The organism is Streptomyces yangpuensis (assembly GCF_024666385.1).
GTDB lineage: Bacteria > Actinomycetota > Actinomycetes > Streptomycetales > Streptomycetaceae > Streptomyces > Streptomyces yangpuensis.
In genome coordinates, this window is record NZ_CP102514.1 from 5,986,771 (window position 1) to 6,005,054 (window position 18,284).

Genomic DNA, 18,284 nt, shown 5'->3' on the forward strand with positions numbered 1-18,284 from the left:
GAAATGAGCGAGTACACCGTGTTTGAGTACGAGAAGGACGGCGCCGCGATCTACCGCCAGTCCTTTGCCACGATCCGCGCCGAGGCGGACCTCTCCGGGCTGCCCGCCTCGGTCGCCCAGGTCGCGGTGCGCATGATTCACGCCTGCGGGATGACCGACCTCCCCCAGGACCTGGGGTACACCCCCGAGGTGGTGCTGCGTGCCCGCGCCGCGCTGGAGGCGGGCGCGCCCATCCTGTGCGACGTCCAGATGGTCGCCAGCGGCGTCACCCGCAAGCGGCTGCCCGCCGACAACGACGTGATCTGCACCCTCTCCGACCCGGCCGTCCCGGAACTCGCCGCGAGGATGGGCACCACGCGCAGCGCCGCCGCCCTCGAAGTGTGGCGCGACCGCGGCCTGTTGGAGGGCTCCGTGGTCGCGGTCGGCAACGCGCCGACCGCGCTGTTCCGGCTGCTGGAGATGATCGAGGAGGGCGCCCCGCGCCCGGCCGCCGTCATCGGCGTGCCCGTCGGCTTCATCGGCGCCGCCGAGTCCAAGGACGCCCTCGCCGCCCACCCCTCCGGCCTCGACCACCTCGTCGTGCGCGGCCGCCGCGGCGGCAGCGCCATCGCCGCGGCCGCCCTCAACGCCATCGCGAGCGTGGCCGAATGAGCGACGTGCAGCCCAAGGGCCGCCTGTACGGGGTCGGACTCGGCCCCGGCGACCCGAACCTGATGACCCTGCGGGCCGTCGAGGTGATCGGCGAGGCGGACGTCGTCGCCTACCACAGCGCCCGCCACGGCCGGTCCATCGCCCGCTCGATCGCCGCGAAGCACCTGCGCGACACCCACATCGAAGAGCCGCTGGTCTACCCGGTCACCACCGAGACCACCGACCACCCCGGCGGCTACCAGGGCGCGATGGAGGAGTTCTACGAGGCCGCCGCCGCCCGGCTGGCCGCCCACCTGGACGCCGGCCGGACCGTCGCCGTGCTCGCGGAGGGCGACCCGCTCTTCTACAGCTCGTACATGCACATGCACAAGCGGCTCGCCGACCGGTACGAGACCGAGGTCGTCCCCGGCGTCACCTCGGTCAGCGCAGCCGCCGCCCGCCTCGGCACCCCCCTCGTGGAGGGCGAGGAGGTCCTGACCATCCTCCCCGGCACGCTGCCCGAGGAGGAACTGACCGCCCGCCTCGCCGCGACCGACTCGGCGGTCGTGATGAAGCTCGGCCGGACCTTCCCCGCCGTGCGCGGCGCGATGGAGAACAGCGGCCGGCTCGCCGAGGCCCGCTACGTCGAGCGGGCCACGATGCCGGGCGAACGCACCGGAGTCCTCGCCGACACCGACGCCGACAGCGTGCCGTACTTCGCCGTCGCCGTCGTGCCCAGCCGGATCGGCAACCCGGGCAGCGTGCCGTCCGGCCCCGGCGAGGTCGCCGTCGTCGGCACCGGCCCGGCCGGTCCGCTGTGGCTCACCCCGCAGACCCGGCGCGCCCTCGCGGACGCCGAGGTGCTCGTCGGCTACACGACGTACCTGGACCGGGTGCCCGTCAAGCCGGGCCAGGTCCGGCACGGCTCCGACAACAAGGTGGAGTCGGAGCGCGCCGAGTTCGCCCTCGACCTCGCCCGCCGCGGCAAGCGGGTGGCCGTGGTCTCCGGCGGCGACCCGGGTGTCTTCGCCATGGCCACCGCGGTCCTGGAGGTCGCCGGCCAGCCGGAGTACAAGGACGTGCCCGTACGGGTCCTGCCCGGGGTGACCGCGGCCAACGCGGCGGCCGCCGCGGCCGGCGCCCCGCTCGGCCACGACTACGCCACGATCTCGCTGTCCGACCGGCTCAAGCCCTGGGAGGTCATCGCGGAGCGGCTGCGCGCGGCCGCCGCTGCCGACCTGGTGCTCGCCCTCTACAACCCCGGTTCGCGCAGCCGGACCTGGCAGGTCGCCCAGGCCCGCGAACTGCTCCTGGAACTGCGCTCCCCGCAGACCCCGGTGGTCGTCGCCCGCGACGTGGGAGGCCCCGAGCAGTCGGTGCGGATCGTCACGCTCGGCGAACTGGAGCCGTCCGAGGTCGACATGCGCACGATCCTGCTGATCGGCTCCTCGCAGACGCAGGTCACCGAGCGGCCCGACGGGTCACGGATCACCTGGACGCCGCGCCGCTACCCGTGACCGGGTAGCCTGACCGGAAGCCGGTCCCGGGGTGCTTACCTCACCCCGGGCCCGGCCTTTTCACGCCTGCTGCCGCAGCCGGTCGAGTACTGCGGCCACCGAATCCGCCTCCGCCACGCCCTCCGGCACCGGGGGGCGGCGTACGACGAGGACCGGGATGCCCGCCTCGCGGGCGGCCGTCAGCTTGGGGGCGGTGGCCGAGCCGCCGCTGTCCTTCGTCACCAGGACGTCGATCCGGTGCCGGGCCAGCAGCTCCCGCTCGCCGTCGAGGGTGAACGGGCCCCGGTCCAGCAGGACTTCGAGGCGGGGCGGGACCGGCCCCGCCGGCGGGTCCACCGAACGCACCAGGAACCAGCAGCCGTCGAGGTCCGCGAAGGTGTGCAGGCCCATCCGGCCGGTGGTCAGGAACACCCGGCCGCCGAGACCCGGCAGCAGGTTCGCGGCCCCGGACAGGGAGTCCGCGAAGGTCCACGCGTCACCGGGGCCGGGCTGCCAGCCGGGGCGGCGCAGGGCGAGCAGCGGTACGCCCGAGAGCCGGGACGCCTCCGCCGCGTTGAAGCTCATGCGTTCCGCGAAGGGGTGGGTGGCGTCGACCACGCGGGTGACCCCGTGTGCGCCGATCCAGGCCGCCAGCCCGGCGGGCCCGCCGAAGCCCCCGATCCGGGTTCCGCCCGGCGGCAGCACGGGCGCGGCGACCCGGCCCGCCAGCGAGGTCGTCACCCGGTACGAGGACTCCCGCGCCAGCGCCTCCGCGAGGCGGCGGGCCTCCGTGGTGCCGCCCAGGATCAGGACGTGGTGCGCGGCCCCGTCAGCAGACATGCCGCTCGCGCTCGGGGGAGTACAGGTGGCTGTCGCGGAACTGCTCCGCGCCAAGTGTGCGGCCCACCACGATGACGGCGGTGCGGACCAGTCCCGCGCCCTTCACCTGGGCGGCGATGTCCGCCAGGGTGCCGCGCAGGATCAGCTCGTCGGGACGGCTGGCCATCGCCACGACCGCCACCGGGCACTCGGCCCCGTAGTGCGGCAGCAGTTCGTCGACGACGCGGTCCACGTAGCGGGTGGCCAGGTGCAGGACGAGCAGCGCACCGCTGCGGCCCAGGGTGGCCAGGTCCTCGCCGGGCGGCATGGGGGTCGCCTGCTGGGCGATCCGGGTGAGGATCACGGTCTGCCCGACGGTGGGCACCGTCAGCTCCCGCTTCAGGGCGGCGGCCGCGGCGGCGAAGGCCGGCACGCCCGGGACGACCTCGTAGGGGATACCGGCCGCGTCCAGCCGCCGCATCTGCTCGGCGACCGCGCTGAAGATCGACGGGTCGCCGGAGTGCAGCCGCGCCACGTCCTGGCCCGCCTCGTGGGCCCGTACGCACTCGGCGACGATCTCGTCCAGGTTCAGCTGCGAGGTGTCGACGAGGCGGGCGTCCGCCGGGCACTCGGCGAGCAGCTCGCGCGGCACCAGGCTGCCCGCGTACAGGCAGACGGGGGCGGCGGCCAGGGTCCGGGCACCGCGCACCGTGATCAGATCGGCGGCGCCGGGGCCCGCACCGATGAAGTACACGGTCATGTCTGATCCTTCTCCTTCGTTGCCGTCGGCTCCGGCGTCCGCGGCGCGGTCGCCGGCTTCGTCACCGACCACTGGGTGACCGCCATGGCCTGCCGCCAGCCGGTGAAGCCGCCCACCGGCACGGCGTGCGCGACGGCCAGTTTCACCAGGTCACCGCCGTGGCGCCGGTGGCGCTCGGCGAGGACGGCCTCCGACTCCAGCGTGACCGTGTTGACCACCAGCCGGCCGCCGGGGGCCAGCGCCGCCCACACCGCGTCGAGCAGGCCCGGCGCGGTCAGCCCGCCGCCGATGAACACCGCGTCGGGGGCCGGGAGCCCGGCGAGCGCCTCCGGCGCCGCCCCGACGACCACACGCAGGCCGGGCACGCCGAGCGCCCCCGCGTTACGGCTGATCCGCGCGGCCCGTTCCGGGACGCGCTCCACGGCCACCGCCCGGCACGAGGGGTGGGTGCGCATCCACTCGATGCCGATGGAGCCGGAGCCGCCGCCGATGTCCCACAGCAGCTCGCCGGGGGCCGGGGCGAGCGCGCACAGGGTCGCGGCGCGGACGTGGCGCTTGGTGAGCTGGCCGTCGTGCTCGTAGGCGGCGTCGGGCAGGCCCGGGGTGGCGCCGAGGCGCGGCCCGGCGTGGGCCGGGTCCCGGCGGCAGTCGACGGCCACCACGTTCAGGGGGTCGCCCGGGGCGTGGTCCCAGCCGTCGGCCGTGCCCTCGTACGCGTCCTCGCGCTCGGAGCCGAGCTGCTCCAGCACCCGCATCCGGCTCGGGCCGAAGCCGCGTTCACGCAGCAGAGCGGCGATCTCGCCGGGGGAGGAGGCGCCGGCACTGAGCACGAGTACCCGGCGCCCGTCGTGCAGCGCGGCCGTGAGCCGGGCCACCGGGCGGCCCACCACGGTGACCACCTCGGTGTCCTCCACCGGCCAGCCGAGGCGGGCGCAGGCGTAGGAGACGGACGAGGGGTGCGGGTGGACCTGCAGGGACCGCGGTCCGAGCTCCTCGGCGAGGGCGCGGCCGATCCCGTAGAACATCGGGTCGCCGCTGGCCAGGACCGCGGTCCGGCGGCCGGCGTGCTCGGCCATGAGCTTCGGCACGGCCGGCCGCAGCGGGCTCGGCCACGCCACCCGCTGCCCGGGGCACTCGGCGGCCGGCAGCAGGTCCAGCTGGCGGGGCCCGCCGATCAGGACCTCGGCGCGGGACAGCGACGACCGCGCGGCGGCGGTGAGCCCGGCCCACCCGTCGGCGCCGAGGCCGACGACCGTCACGGGTATGGGGGGCGGTGCGGAGCTCACTGCGCTGTACCTCGGGGCGGGAAGGGAAAGAGGGCGGACCCGCAGCCTACTGGCCTGCGGCTGCGGTATCCGCGCCCACCCGTGTGAGTCCCGAGACACCCCAGGGGTCCGCCCTCGGTGACCCACCGGATCGAGGGCGCCGCCATTGCGGGCCGGAAGGCCGTGCACCTCCCGCCCCCAGCGGCCGGACCGCCGTCGTGACCGGAGCCCACCCGGCCCCGGCCGCGCTCCCGCCCGCCCCCGCGACGCTTCCGTCCGCCCCACCGCATGCCTGTCGCGCGCCCGCCCGCGCGAGCAGACTCGAAACCATGGACGACGACGCTACGGACAACCACCCACACCCCGTCACCCGCGACACCGCCGAGCCGGGTCAGGGCCGGGAGGCGCGTTCGTGGAGGGCGCGGATGCCGTCGTCGAAGTGGACGCTGTAGGAGGTCTTGTCGTCGCCGCCGCCGTCGCGGCCACCGATCACCCCGATCAGCGTGTGACCGTCCGTCAGCACCGGGCCCCCACTGGTCCCGTTGGGCACGTCCGCGCAGTCCAGCCGAAGCTGCGTCGGGCCGGCCGGGTGGGCGGTGGTACGGCAGTCCAGGGGCTGCTCGACGGCGTTCGGATAGCCCACGAGCCGAGCGGGCGCGGGCAGTGCGGTGCCGAAGGCGATCGTCTTGGCGCCGGTGACGTCCTCCAGCCGCTGGCCGGGGTACCCGGGCCGGCGCAGCCGGAGGAACGCGACGTCGTGGTCGGGGTCCTGCCGCGCGGTCCAGCGGGGGTCCACGTCGATCCGGGTGGGCACCCAGACGCCGTACGGTGCGATGCCGTCCCGGTAGCCGGGCGCGAAGGCGAGGTTGGTGCGGAAGCCGCCGCCGTACACACAGTGGGCGGCGGTGGCGATCAGGTCACCCGCGGGGGAGTGGACCACGACGCCCGAGCAGTGGTGGTCGGGGTCGCCGTCGTTGCCGGGGGAGAAGAGCGCGCCGATCGCCGGCTCGGCGGGGGCGGGCCTCGCCACCAGCGGATCGGAGGGCTGCCACCCGCCGGAGCGCCAGTCCACCGCACCGTCTCCGGCGAAGTCCTTGCCGTCCGTGGCCGGTTCGGGGTCCTCACGGACGATCCCGTCGAGGACGGCCGACGCCGTACGGTCGGCACGCTCGGGGTCCTGCTGGTAGACGCCCCGCTCCGGATCGCCGTCGGCGCGGGTGGTGACGATGCCGCGCAGCTCCCAGGCGGCGTACCCGGCGCCCGCGAGGACCAGGGCGCACACGAGGCCGACGGCCACGCGGCCCCGTGCCGCGGTCCGTTCCCGTTCCCGCTCCCGCCCCTGAACCCTGCTGGTCATATGGCCCCTTCCGCCCCGCGTACGCGTCCGACTCTCGGTTAAATGGGGGGAGCCCGGCCCGGGTTCCGAGGTCGGGACGTGTCCGTCCTCACAGCCGATCGTACCGGCGTGTGCATGCCATGCGACGGCCTGCGGACACCGGCCGGCCGCCGCCCCCGCACGGACGCGCCCCGGCGCGAAAAGCGGATGCGGCAACCGCGCCCGGTTGAAAAGGTGACGGGATGGACGACGTGGCACGCAGCGCATCCCCCGACGGCACCCCCCACCGCAGCCCCGACGGCATCCCCCACCGCGTCCCCGACTGGATCACCACCCCGCTCGGGCCGGAACTGCTGCGCGGCGCACTGGAGGTGGCGCGCACCGACCGCGGCGTCCTGCCGTACCGGCTGCCCGCCCGGGCCCGCCGCCAGGCCCCCGCCGACCTCACCGAGGTCGTCGCCCAGCCCGCCGGCGTCCGGCTGGCCTTCCGCACCAGGGCGACCGCCGTCGAACTGGACGTCCTCACCACCACGACGGTCTACCGGGGAGCCCCGCAGCCCCCGGACGCCGTGTACGAGCTGCTGCTCGACGGCAGCCCGGCCGGCCGGGCCGTCGCCGACGGCGGAAACCTCCGCACGGTCGACATCACCACCTGGGCCGCGGAGTTCACTCCCGGCCCGCCCGGCACCGTACGGTTCAGCGGACTGCCCGACGCGGAGAAGGACGTCGAGATCTGGCTGCCCTACCGGGGGATCCACGAACTCATCGCCCTGCGCACCGACGCCCCGGTGGCGCCGGCACCGGACCCCGGCCGCCGCGTCTGGCTGCACCACGGCAGCTCGATCAGCCACGGCTCGAACGCCGACGGCCCGACCGGGACCTGGCCCGCGCTGGCCGCAGCCCGGGCCGGCGTGGAACTGGTCAACCTGGGCTTCAGCGGCAACGCCCTGCTCGACCCGTTCACCGCACGGGCCATGCGGGACACCCCGGCCGACCTGATCAGCCTCAAGATCGGCATCAACCTCGTCAACCACGACGTGATGCGCCTGCGCGCCTTCACCGCGGCCGTCCACGGCTTCCTCGACACCCTCCGCGAAGGACACCCCACCACACCGGTCCTGGTCGTCTCCCCGATCCACTGCCCGATCCACGAGGACACCCCCGGACCGGCCGCCCCCGACCTGCGCGACGGGCGGCTGCGCTTCCGCGCCCTCGGGGACCCGGCCGAGGCCGCCCACGGGCGGCTGACCCTGCGCATCGTCCGCGACGAACTCGCCCGCATCACCGCCGCGCGCGCCGCCGACGACCCCCACCTGCACCACCTCGACGGACGCGCCCTGTACGGGGAGGCCGACTTCGCCGAGTTCCCGCTGCCCGACGACCTCCACCCGGACACCGCCGGACACCGCCGGATCGGCGAACGCTTCGCCGCCCGTGCGTTCGGCTCCGCCTGGGCCCGCTGACGCCGAACCGGGCGTTCCCTACCCCCTGTCGAGCGCTCGGCGCTATCGTGCCGGGGCGGAGGGGCGACGGCACGAGGGGGGCGGGGCGGCGATGCGATTTCTCTTTGTCCACGGCACGGGAGTACGGCGCGAGCGGCACGACCGGCTCTTCGCCCTGGTCCGCGAACGGCTGACGGCCAGATTCCCCGCCGCCGCCGTCGACTCCTGCTACTGGGGCGACCGCTTCGGCGCCACCCTCGGCGCCGGCGGCCGCTCCGTGCCCGGCCTGACGCCCGCCGCGGGATCCGCGCCCGACCCCGTCGACGCGGAGACGGCCGAATGGACCCTGCTGCTGGCCGACCCGCTGTGCGAGGTACGGGTCCTCGCCGAGGCCGGCTGGCCCGGCGCAGGCCACGGCCCGGGCGGCGGCCCCGACGGCGGGGACGGGAGCGCGTACACGGACGACGACGCCTTCGCGATGCCCGGCGTACAGCCCGCCGGGGTACGGGTGCTCGCGCTGCTGGCCGGCTTACCGCCCGCGCCGCCCCACCCCGGGGACGAACTCGGCGCGCTGCTGCACGGCACCGGGCTCGCCGCGGACTTCCCGGCCGCCCTGGACACCGCCGCCCGCTCCGCCGAGGCGGCCCGCGCCGCCGAGCGCGCCACCACCGAACCGCAGGCCCGGGAGCTGGCCACCGCCCTCGCCCGGGCCGTGACCGCCGGCGCGCTCGCCGCCGCCGGAGCCGAAGCCGACTGCACCGGCACCGAACGCGACCGCCTCGTCGAACTGCTCACCACCCGCCTCGGCGGTGACGCCCGGCTCCCCGGCGCCCGCGCGGCCGCCGTCCTCGGCCGGCTCGCCATGCGGGTCACCACCCAGCCCCTGCTCAACGCCTGGCGCGGCTCCCTCACCGTCGGAGCCACCCCCGCCCTCGGCGACATCCTGCGCTACCAGGCCCGGGGCCACGACCTGCGCGCGTTCCTGCACGCCCGGATCACCGCCGCACCCGGTCCGACCGTACTCATCGGCCACAGCCTCGGCGGGATCGCCCTCGTGGACCTCCTCGCCCTGGCCGCCGCCCGCGGCGAAGCCGTCCCCGGCGCGGAACTGCTCGTCACCGTCGGCTCCCAGGCCGCCTTCCTCCACGAACTCGGCGCCCTGGCCGCCCTCGAACCCGGCGGGAAACTCCCGTACGGCTTCCCGCGCTGGCTCAACGTCTACGACCGCCAGGACGTGCTGTCCTACCTCGCCGGACCCGTCTTCCCCGGCGACCCGCGCATCACCGACCACGAGATCGGCAGCCGCCAGCCCTTCCCCGCCTGCCACAGCGCCTACTGGAAACAGGACTCCCTCTACGAACGGATCGAACAGGCGGTGGCCGAAGCGGAGATCGGGTGATCCCCACCGGCCTGCTGCCCCCGGCACTCGGCCCGCAGCGCACCTTCGCGCTGGTCGCCGGCGTCGAGCGCTACGACATCAGCCACCGCTGGAACCTGCGCGGTCCGGCCCGCGACGCGCTGCGCTTCGCCCACTGGCTGACCGGCCCCGCCCAGGTACCCCCCGGCAACCTCAGGCTCCTGCTGTCCCCGCTCGACGAACCCGACGCCCTCGACTGGCCCGACTCCCCGGCCATGACCGAACTGCGGACCGCGTACCGGCCGGCGACCGAGGAGAACGTGAAGGCGGCCCTCCTCGACGAACTCCCGCAGTGCGACGGCGACCTGCTGTGGATCTTCTGGGCCGGCCACGGCTACCTCGGGCCGCGCCAGGAGCTGCTGCTGCCCTGCGCCGACGCCCGCCCCAGCCAGATCCGCCACCTCAACCTCGACTCGGCGCTCCGCTGGTGGCGCACCGACCTCGTCAAACACCGCAGCTTCCCGCTCCAGGCCGCACTCGTCGACGCCTGCCGGGTCGACGCACCCCGCGACGCCCGGTTCAACTTCGGCAGCACCGACTACGGCGGCGGCAACTCGGTGCCCGGACGACGGCAGTTCCGGCTCTACGCCTCCCGCGAGGGCGAGGCCGCGCAGAACGACGCCGAGCGCGGCGCCGGACGCTTCACCGAGGCCCTGCTCACCGAACTCGGCGGCGCCTCCGTACGGGACAGCGTCAGCGGGCTCCCCGTCGCCGCCCGCAGCATCCACCGCTCCTTCCGGGAACTGCGCGAACGCGGCGAGGGCTGGCAGCTCCCGCAGTTCCTCGTGGACCGCGACTGGGACGCCTGCTCCTTCCTCGACGACGACCCCACCGCTCCCGCGCCGCCCCGGGCCGCCCGCCTCGACCAGCAGGCCTGGGACGGACTCGGCGCGCTGTTCGAGGGCCGCGAACCGCCGCGCTGCGCCTACGAGGCCTACGCCTGGGCGTTCAAGGCGACCGGCTGCACCACCCCGGTCGGCGGCGGCCTGCCCGGCGACAGCCTCCTGGACGTCGTCCAGGACCTGGACGAACGCCACGGCGGACGCGGCGGCATGCCCCTGCCCGTGCCCTTCGTACGCTTCCTCGCGGACCGGGCCGCCGCGGCGGGCGACACGGCGTGGGCGGGACGGCTGAAGGACTGGGTCGACACCACCCGCGAGCGGCTCGCCCTGCCCGTGCTGCCCCCGCCGCCGCCCCCGGCGCGCACCACGGTCGTGCACGTCGGGCTGGAGCCGCCGCCCGACGGCGGGCCCGGCTTCCGGGCCCGCATATGGCTGCACGGCGAACGCGCCGAGCACATCTGGGAGTCGCAGGGCCCGCCCGTACGCCTGGACGCGGTACGGGAGGAACTCGTACGGCAGCTCGCCCTCATCGGCGGCGCGGCCCCCGCGGACGGCGGCGAGGCCGGATCCCGGAGCAGGGGCGGCATCGACCGCGTCGAGTTCCACGTCCCGTACGAGCTGCTCGACACCGACTTCGACCAGTGGCCGGTGCCCCGCGGTCCGGCCGGCCGGCACCGCGCCCTCGGCCTGCTCCACCAGGTCGTGGTGCGCTGCCCGCAGGAACGCGCCGACACCCGGGCCGAGTGGCACGGCAGCTGGCGCTGGCTGTGCACCAGGGGAGGCCGGCACCCCGAGGCCGTCCGGGTCGTGGAGGAGGCCGAGGTCACGGACGTGCTGGGAATGGAACTGGCCGAGCGCCCGGCACCCGCCTGCGTCCTGTCGCACACCACCGCCGCCCCGCACGCGGGCCTGCTGGAAGCCGTACTCGAAGGCGGCGTCCCGGTCGCCGTCTGGCGGCGCGGCGGCGGAACACCGCAGCCGCCGCTCCTCGACCTGCTCGCACCGGCCGGGGCCGACGGCCGCCCGGACCCCGGCGCACTGGACGTACTCACCCTGCCCGCGCGGGTGCGGGAGGTGCGCCGGGCGGCCGCCGGCGCCACCGCGGGCGCCGCACGCACCACCCAACAGCCCTCAGGGGAAGACCAGTTGGTGCTCCTGTGGGACGATCCCGACGACATACCGGGCTTCCGGTCCCTGGCCTGACCCCGACCACTGACAGACGGCGACACGACGATGGAGGCAGAGGCAGTGGTGAAGGACTGGTGGCTGTACCACGGGACCGGCCCGGGCGCGGACCGGCGGGCCCGCCTGGAAGCCGGATCACCGCCGCCCTGGCGGGACTTCACCGGCACCCCCGACCCCGGGTACGCACCCCCCGCGTGCGAGGGGCCGGCCTGGGAACGCACCCGGCGGCGCGGCGAGGGCTACGTCCCCGACGAACAGGAGAAGGACGTCGTCAACACGGCCCTGCACCTGCGCAGGCCGCTGCTGATCACCGGGAAGCCCGGCGTCGGCAAGTCCACCCTCGCCTACAGCATCGCCTCGGACCTCGGCCTGGGACCCGTACTGCACTGGCCCATCACCAGCCGCACGGTCCTGCGCGACGGCCTGTACCTGTACGACGCCATCGGCCGGCTCCAGGAGGCCGGGCTGGAGCAACTGCGCAGGCCGGCCACCCCGGTGGGCCGGGCGGCGACGGCCCCGGACGCCACGACCGCGGACACGGACACGGCCGCGGCCCTGGCCGCGGCCGGACCCGAGCCCGCCCCCGCGCCCTCGATCTCCCGCTACCTGCGCCTCGGGCCGCTCGGGACCGCCCTGCTGCCGCAGGACCGGCCCCGCGTCCTGCTCGTCGACGAGATCGACAAGAGCGACATCGACCTCCCCGGCGACCTCCTCACCGTCTTCGAGGACGGCGGCTTCGTCATTCCCGAACTGGCCCGCCTCGCCCAGGAGGACCCCACCGTCGCCATCGGCACCGACGACGACCCGGACGCCGCCGTCCGCGTCGCCCAGGGCCGCGTGCAGTGCCGGTACTTCCCCGTCGTCGTCCTCACCAGCAACGGCGAACGCGACTTCCCGCCCGCCTTCCTGCGCCGCTGCGTCCGCCTGCACCTGGAACCGCCCGGCGAGGAGAAACTCGCCCTCATCGTGCGCCGCAGGCTCGGCATCGACGTCGAGGCGGGCGGGGAGTACCAGGAACTCGTCCGGGACTTCATCGACCGCGCCGGGGACGGCGACCTCGCCACCGACCAGCTCCTCAACGCCATCCAGCTCCGCCTCGCCGGAGCCTGGTCCGCCCCCGGCGACCGCGACCGCTTCCTGAAGACCGTCATGCAGCACCTCACCGGGCCCACGGCGTGATCGAGGAGCTGCTCGCCGCCCTCGCCGACGGCGCCGACGACGCGGCGGGCCCGCGTCCCGGCGTCGGCGCGGAGGAGATCGCCGACATCCTCTGGCTGGCCGCCCGCGTGGACGGCGCCGGGCCCCGCGCGCCCGCCGTGACGCCCGGCGACCTCGCGGGCGAGCGGCCACCGGACACCGACCCGTCGGCTCCCGAAAACCCGGCCGCCGCCGCAAGCCCGGCCGACGGGCAGCCGGCCGTCACGCTCTTCCCCGCCTCCGTACCCGACCCGGCCGGGAAACCGGCCGAGGACGGCGCCGGCCGCCGCGGCACGGCCCTGCGGCTGCCCCGGGCCGCCTCCCTCGACGACCCGCTCGCCCTGATGCGCGCCCTGCGCCCCGTCGGCCGGCGCTCCATCGGCGGCCCCGGCGAAGAGCTGGACGAGCAGCTCACCGTCGAGCGCAGCATCGAGCGGATGGTGCCGACGCCCGTCCTGCGGCCGGCCGAGACCCGCTGGCTGGACCTGGCGCTCGTCGTCGACACCCACCACTCGATGCTGCTCTGGGCGGACCTCGTGGACGAGCTGCGCCGCGTGCTGACCCGCAGCGGGGTCTTCCGCGACGTACGGACCTGGCGGCTGACGGGCACCGGCTCCGGCGCCACCCCGATGCTCACCCGCGGCCGGTCCGGCGCCCCGCGCAACCCGCTGGAACTGGCCGACCCCGCCGGCCGCAGGCTGATCCTCGTCCTCACCGACACCGTGGCGGGCGGCTGGCGTGAGGCCTGCGTACAGGGCGTGCTCCGGCACTGGTGCACGCACAACGCCGTGGCCGTGCTGAACGTCCTGCCCGAACGGCTCTGGACGCGCGGCGCCGTCCGGCCCGTGCCCTTCGCCGTCCGTGCCGACCGGCCCGCGGCCGCCACCCGCTCCTGGCAGCGGGCCGCGGCCGCCCGCCGCTCCCGTGCCGGACGCCGCGCGGCCGACGTCGTCCCCGTGGTCGGTGTCACCCCGGGCGGCCTGGCCCGGCTGGCGCGGGTGGTCTCCGGCGACGGCCGCTGGCGGCGCCTGGCCTGTCTGCGGCTGGACGCGGAGCCGGGGGAGGCGCCCGCCCGTGCGGCCGCCCCGGCGGGCGACGCCGTGCGCAGCGCGCTGGACGTGGTGGAACGGTTCCGCGCGAGCGCCTCCCCGACCGCCCAGCAGCTCGCCGCGCATCTGGCAGCCGTACCGCTGACCCTGCCGGTGATGAACCTGGTGCGGCGCTCCCTGCTGCGGGACTCCGAGCACGGCCACCTCGCGGAGGTCGCCCTCGGCGGGCTGTTCGCGCCCTGGGACCACGAACGGGACCCCGAGGAGGTGGAGTTCCAGTTCCTGCCCGGCGTACGGGAGGCACTGCTCGGCTCCCAGCTGCGCGGGGATGTGGCCGCCGTCCGGGAACTGGTCCGCCGCCGGGTGTGGGAGTACATGTCCCGCAGCCGGGGCACCGGGCCGGACTTCTCCGCGACCCGCGTCACCGACGGTCACGAGGGCCGCCGCCGGGTGGCCGAGGCGACCCTGCCGTTCGCCACGCAGCCGCCGCGGGACCCGGGCCTCACGGACCGGGTCGTACGGGTCCGCCACGAGCCCATGCCGGAGCCGCAGGAGGTCGGCGTCCTGCTGACGCCGCGCCTGGTCCTCACCGTCGGCGACGCCCCGCCGGCCTGGAGCACCACCGCCTGGGTGCGGGCCGGTGACCGTGAGGTTCCCTGCCGTCCGGTGTGGTGGGACGACGCACTTCCCCGGGTGTCGCTGCTGCTGGCCGACGAGGACCTGGCGGACCCGGCCGTCTGCGCGGAGCCGCTGCCCTGGCCGACCGCGGACCACCACTTCTCCCGCGTACGGGTCGACGGCCGCACCGACCAGGGCGACCCCGTCGCGCTGACGGGCGAGGTGGTCCCGTACGAGGGCGCGCGCAACGGGGAACTGGTCCGGCTCTCCGCGGAACCGGAGGCCTGGACCCACTACCGGGGCGGCCCGGTCTCCCGGGACGGCGCGCTGATCGGCGTCGTGCACGGCGTCTGGCCGGACCGCATGGTGTTCCTGTCGGGCCGTGCCCTGCTGGAACAGCCGGGCTTCCGCGTGGTGCTGGCGGAGCACACCCCGACGGCCCCGCCGGAGGGCGGTGGGGACGACCTCGCGGTGTGCGTGGCCGTGCTGCCCGGGGCCGGCGGCGGGTACCCGGCCGGGAGCTCGCCGCACGCGCAGGGGGTGGAACTGCTGACGCGGGTCGCCGCGGACACGGGCCTCACCGGGCGGCTGGCCGGCGGCGCGCCGGGCGCGCCCCTCCTGCTGCTCCTGGAGGGGCCGGGAGCCCTTGGCAAGGCCGGTGAGCTGCTGACCCGGCTCCGCGCCGCGATGGCCCGCTTCGCGGGCCGGGGAGCGGACGGCGGTCCCCTCTCGCTGGACGTGTCCGTGGTCGCGGCGCCCCCCGAAACCCTCCGGGAGGCCGGCGACCTCGCCGCGCTGCCCACGTCCGAGGCCGTCCGGATCGTCCGGCATCCCGGGATGGCGGACCTGCGACGGCCGCACCCGGGGTCGCTCTCCGCAGCCCTGTCGCATTCCGTGTACGAGGTGCTCGGTGAGCGGGTCGGCCCCACGGCGACACGCGGGCTCGTACCGCTCGGCGGCGAGGGGGAGGGCTGGTTGTGCACCGACCCCGAGGAACTCGCGGCGGCCCTGACGGAGGCCGGCCGGGCGCAGGACAGGGGCGTCGGCTGGCCGGCGTGCGGCCGCCGTGCGGTGGCGGACCTCCGCCCCCCCTGCACGGGGATCCGGCTGCCCGGCCACGACGTGTGCCTCGCCCATCTCGAGCCCGATGAGGAGCACCAGTACCTGGGGAGCCTCGGGCCCGGTGCCCCGGTGGACTTCCGGGGCACCACCTTCCAGCGGGGACTGCTCCAGCGGCTCCTGGACGCCGTCCGGGAGTCGCGCGCGCGGCCCGTCACGCTGGGCGAGGCGGCCTTCGACCGCGCCACCTTCGTGGACGACTGGAACGAGGGCGGCATCGAGTTCCTGGCCGGTGCCTCCTTCACCCGGGCCGTCTTCGCGGGGCGGGCCAGGCTGGGGAGCTCGACCTTCACCGGCAAAGCCTCCTTCGACGGCGCGGTGTTCCTCGGCGTCGGCGACTTCGACCGCAGCCGGTTCGGCGCGGCAGCCGATTTCCGCCGCGCGCAGTTCCGTGGCCTGGCCGGCTTCTCGGACAGTGCCTTCCTGGACGAGGTGTCCTTCGCCCGGGCGGTACTGGAGGCCTCGGCCGACCTGAACGGGATGCGGGCGGCCGCGGCGGCGGACTTCTCGCGCGCGGTGTTCTGCGGACTGACCGGGCTGAGCGGGGCCTCCTTCGCCGGACCGGTGTCCTTCGCCTCCACGACGTGGGAGATGGGACTGGTGTCCACCGGCGCCGTGTTCGAAGGACCGGTGGACTTCGGCGGAGCCACGTTCCGGGGCCGGGTCCGTCTGGAGCAGCTGCGCCTCCGGGAGGTGTCCGGGTCCGTCTTCGAGGACCGGCCCGGTCGCTGGGGCGTCCACCAGCGCCCGGACGGCACCTGGGACATCCATCTGCTGGGCACCGGGGAGCAGTGAACCGGCGGCGCCGGTCCGGTCAGGAGCCGCTGTGGGAGGCCTCCAGACGGCGGGGGCGGCCGTCCTGGGCGGGGAGGCTCGCCTCGATCTCGTCCAGGGCGCGGCGGGCGGTCGCGATGCGGTCCCGGACGTCGGTGCCGGGGCCGGTGCCGGGGCCGGTGCCGGGGCCGGCGGGGGCCGGCGGCGGCCCCGGTCGCTTGCGTTCCCGGTTGGCCGCGTCCTCGATCTCGCGTGCCTCGTCCAGGGAGTTGAGGACCACCCCGATCAGGACGTTGACCAGGACGAACGAGGCGAGCAGCGCGTAGGAGGCGTAGTAGAGGATGCTGAGGCGGGAGATCTGCAGGCCCGCCCGGACGGCGTCGGTGAGGCCGTCCAGGGTGGTCAGCAGGAAGAGCGTGAGCATGGCGCGGCCCACGGAGCCGTAGTGCCCGGGGTCGGACTCGGCGAAGCAGACCCAGCCGACCATGGCGTACACGTACAGCACCAGTCCGCCGACGAACAGGAAGCTGGCGGTGCCGGGCAGGCTGCGGCCGACCGCGATCAGCAGGATGCGCAGGTGCGGGAGGAACCGGGCCGTGCGCAGCACCCGGGCCAGCCGCAGCAGCCGCAGCAGGGTGGTGTTCTCGCGGACGAAGGGGACGAAGGCGGAAGCGACGACCGCGAGGTCGAAGAGGTTCCACGGGTCGCGGAAGAATGCTTTCGGCCGGTCCGCGAAGGCGCCGATGCGGAGCAGCATCTCCAGGCTGAACAGGGCCAGGCAGCACTGTTCGGCGGTCCGCAGCAGCCGCTGGTACTCGGCGGCCAGCCCGCTGTACGTCTCGGCGCCCATCAGCGCGGCGTTGAGCAGGATCAGGCAGAAGACGACCGCCCCGAAGGCGGGGGCCTCGGTGGCCACCCGGCACCGGGCCGCCAGTTTCATCCGACCGCGTCCGGACTGCCTCGGGTCTGTCATCGTGCTCCTCGTACTCTCGCGTGCACCACGGGCGAACAAGCGGCCCGCCTTCCCTAACGCCCCACAGCCGATCGGGTTTCACCACCGTGCGCGCCCCAACGCGCCGAGGCGTGCGCCCCCACCGTCCGAACGGCGGCGGGGGCGCTCGGCCCGACCGCCGCTCCGTCCGCCCAAGTGCGTTGCGTGAACAGTCGGTTGATCCGCCGGTGGAACGGGCCCGCGGGGGCATATGCTCGGCGCGTGCCTCCGTACGCCTGACCATCGGCACATCTGAGCACCCGCACATCCGTGCCTTCGCACGCCCGTGCGCCGTACGTCTCACGAACCGTTAGGGGACCGCGCCGTGAGTGTTCGCATTCAACCCTCCTCGCAGGTCGACGAGAGCGCCGAGCTCGGCGAGGGGACGACGATCTGGGATCTGGCGCAGATACGCGAGGAGGCCCGCCTCGGGCGCGGGTGCATCGTGGGCCGGGGCGCGTACGTCGGGCCGGGGGTCCGGATCGGCGACCACGTGAAGCTCCAGAACTACGCACTCGTCTACGAGCCGGCCGAGCTCGGCGACGGTGTGTTCATCGGCCCGGCCGCCGTCCTCACCAACGACTTCTACCCGCGTGCCGTCGACCCCGACGGCCGGCTCAAACGCGACGGTGACTGGGAGGCCGCCGGGGTCGTCGTGGCCGAGGGTGCCTCGCTGGGGGCCCGCTCGGTGTGCGTGGCCGGGGTGCGGGTCGGGCGCTGGGCCCTCGTCGCGGCCGGAGCGGTGGTCTCCAGGGACGTTCCGGACTTCGCGCTCGTGGCCGGGGTGCCGGCCCGCCGGATCGGCTGGGTGGGCCGGGCCGGCGTACGGCTGGTCGAGGTCGAGGGCGAGCCGGGCACGTGGGAGTGTCCGCGCACCGGTGCGCTGCACGACGAGAAGGACGGCACGCTCGTCGAGCGCAACTGACGGAATGTCGGCAATTTAGGCCACAAGCATTTCCTCAAAACCACAATCAATGAACATCCGTGGGCATAACGTGTCCCTGCACACGGGATCCGAGCAGGCAACAGGCCTTGCTCGGTGGGGGGTTGTGTACGACGAGGCACCGCGGGCAGCGCCCGGCGGAGCGCGGGTCCACCGCGCCCGCCGACCCTGCCGTGCGCGCGTGTCCCGGTCCGAGGCATCGCTGGGGGGATCCAGACGGCAGCCTTCGGACGGCTCGTGCCCGCAGCGCACCTGGCGCCGCGGGCACGGGCGCCGTCACGCGCAGTCCCCCTCCGCGGAATGACGACCGCCAGGTCCGTCCGAGGAGCGAACAGAGGGGGTAGGTGTGTTGGAGCCGAAGAGCTCGGACATGCGGGGTGCGAGCGGCACCCGGGGAGTCG

Annotated in this window: 13 protein-coding genes; 8 read left to right on the top strand and 5 right to left on the bottom strand. The window is 75.5% G+C overall.

From position 1 onward, the window contains the following. Nucleotides 1-3 precede the first annotated feature (3 nt). A complete protein-coding gene (locus tag NRK68_RS27240) occupies nt 4-651 on the top strand; it encodes a precorrin-8X methylmutase (protein ID WP_183069263.1) in 648 nt (215 codons plus the stop codon). Beyond that, entirely contained in the window at nt 648-2,147 is a 1,500-nt protein-coding gene (locus NRK68_RS27245; RefSeq protein ID WP_183069262.1) for a precorrin-2 C(20)-methyltransferase, read from the top strand. The genes NRK68_RS27240 and NRK68_RS27245 overlap by 4 nt, the downstream gene beginning before the upstream one ends. A gap of 60 nt (nt 2,148-2,207) precedes the next feature. Here the strand turns inward: NRK68_RS27245 and NRK68_RS27250 are convergent, their stop codons facing one another. The 4 genes from NRK68_RS27250 to NRK68_RS27265 all read right to left on the bottom strand — a co-directional run bounded on the left by NRK68_RS27250 (nt 2,208) and on the right by NRK68_RS27265 (nt 6,327). After that, nucleotides 2,208-2,966: a cobalt-precorrin-6A reductase gene (locus NRK68_RS27250; protein WP_183069261.1), complete on the bottom strand. Its 759-nt coding sequence runs from the start codon at nt 2,964-2,966 to the stop codon at nt 2,208-2,210. After that, nucleotides 2,956-3,705: a precorrin-4 C(11)-methyltransferase gene (gene cobM, locus NRK68_RS27255; RefSeq protein ID WP_183069260.1), complete on the bottom strand. Its 750-nt coding sequence runs from the start codon at nt 3,703-3,705 to the stop codon at nt 2,956-2,958. The genes NRK68_RS27250 and cobM overlap by 11 nt, the downstream gene beginning before the upstream one ends. Further along, nucleotides 3,702-4,991 carry a precorrin-6y C5,15-methyltransferase (decarboxylating) subunit CbiE gene (gene cbiE / locus NRK68_RS27260; RefSeq protein WP_257857029.1) on the bottom strand — a complete coding sequence of 430 codons (1,290 nt, stop codon included), beginning with the start codon at nt 4,989-4,991 and terminating at the stop codon, nt 3,702-3,704. The genes cobM and cbiE overlap by 4 nt, the downstream gene beginning before the upstream one ends. A gap of 370 nt (nt 4,992-5,361) precedes the next feature. Then, the gene (locus NRK68_RS27265) at nt 5,362-6,327 is read right to left on the bottom strand and encodes a trypsin-like serine peptidase (protein WP_257857030.1); all 966 of its coding nucleotides are present in this window, start codon (nt 6,325-6,327) and stop codon (nt 5,362-5,364) included. 221 nt (nt 6,328-6,548) lie between these two features. Here NRK68_RS27265 and NRK68_RS27270 point away from each other — a divergent pair, with 221 nt between their 5' ends. The 5 genes from NRK68_RS27270 to NRK68_RS27290 all read left to right on the top strand — a co-directional run bounded on the left by NRK68_RS27270 (nt 6,549) and on the right by NRK68_RS27290 (nt 15,970). Then, nucleotides 6,549-7,769 (top strand): GDSL-type esterase/lipase family protein, encoded by a 1,221-nt coding sequence (locus tag NRK68_RS27270; RefSeq protein ID WP_257857031.1) that lies wholly within the window; start codon nt 6,549-6,551, stop codon nt 7,767-7,769. Nucleotides 7,770-7,860: 91 nt separating this feature from the next. Beyond that, nucleotides 7,861-9,147: a hypothetical protein gene (locus NRK68_RS27275; RefSeq protein ID WP_183069256.1), complete on the top strand. Its 1,287-nt coding sequence runs from the start codon at nt 7,861-7,863 to the stop codon at nt 9,145-9,147. After that, a complete protein-coding gene (locus NRK68_RS27280; RefSeq protein WP_257857032.1) occupies nt 9,144-11,210 on the top strand; it encodes a VMAP-C domain-containing protein in 2,067 nt (688 codons plus the stop codon). Before NRK68_RS27275 ends, NRK68_RS27280 begins: the two co-directional genes overlap by 4 nt. Before the next feature lie 30 nt (nt 11,211-11,240). After that, complete coding sequence (locus NRK68_RS27285) at nt 11,241-12,371, top strand: AAA family ATPase (protein ID WP_183069254.1); 1,131 nt, start codon at nt 11,241-11,243, stop codon at nt 12,369-12,371. Beyond that, entirely contained in the window at nt 12,368-15,970 is a 3,603-nt protein-coding gene (locus tag NRK68_RS27290; RefSeq protein ID WP_183069253.1) for a pentapeptide repeat-containing protein, read from the top strand. Before NRK68_RS27285 ends, NRK68_RS27290 begins: the two co-directional genes overlap by 4 nt. Nucleotides 15,971-15,989: 19 nt before the next feature. Here NRK68_RS27290 and NRK68_RS27295 read toward each other — a convergent pair whose 3' ends face one another. After that, nucleotides 15,990-16,922 (bottom strand): ion transporter, encoded by a 933-nt coding sequence (locus NRK68_RS27295; protein WP_257857033.1) that lies wholly within the window; start codon nt 16,920-16,922, stop codon nt 15,990-15,992. Between the two features lie 343 nt (nt 16,923-17,265). On the opposite strand from NRK68_RS27295, the gene NRK68_RS27300 reads away from it, so the two are divergent. Then, nucleotides 17,266-17,865 (top strand): acyltransferase, encoded by a 600-nt coding sequence (locus NRK68_RS27300; protein ID WP_183069251.1) that lies wholly within the window; start codon nt 17,266-17,268, stop codon nt 17,863-17,865. Nucleotides 17,866-18,284: the final 419 nt, after the last annotated feature.